This is a genomic window from Paralimibaculum aggregatum (assembly GCF_030270585.1).
In the GTDB taxonomy this organism is placed as follows: Bacteria; Pseudomonadota; Alphaproteobacteria; order Rhodobacterales; family Rhodobacteraceae; genus Thermohalobaculum; species Thermohalobaculum aggregatum.
In genome coordinates, this window is the sequence record NZ_BSYI01000187.1 from 1 (window position 1) to 258 (window position 258).

Genomic DNA, 258 nt, shown 5'->3' on the forward strand with positions numbered 1-258 from the left:
GGCGGCGGCCATGGAGCAATGGACCCAGGTCGCCGACGCGATCAGGGCCAGGCACGAGAAGCCCGGCGCCCTGATGGATGCCTCCCGCGAGGATGTGCTGGCCTGCATGGAATTTCCCAGGGCGCACCGGCCGCAGATCGCGAGCACGAATCCGCTGGAACGGCTGAACCCGAGATCAGACGGCGCTCGGACGTCGTCGGGATCTTCCCGAACGCGCCTGCAGTCATCCGCCTCGTCGGCGCGCTCATGCTCGAGGCC

The 258-nt window shown here is 69.0% G+C and carries 1 pseudogene; it reads left to right on the top strand.

Annotation, left to right across the window (positions count from 1 at the left end):
* Positions 1-258, top strand: a pseudogene (locus QSJ97_RS24880) (transposase); the annotation flags it as partial.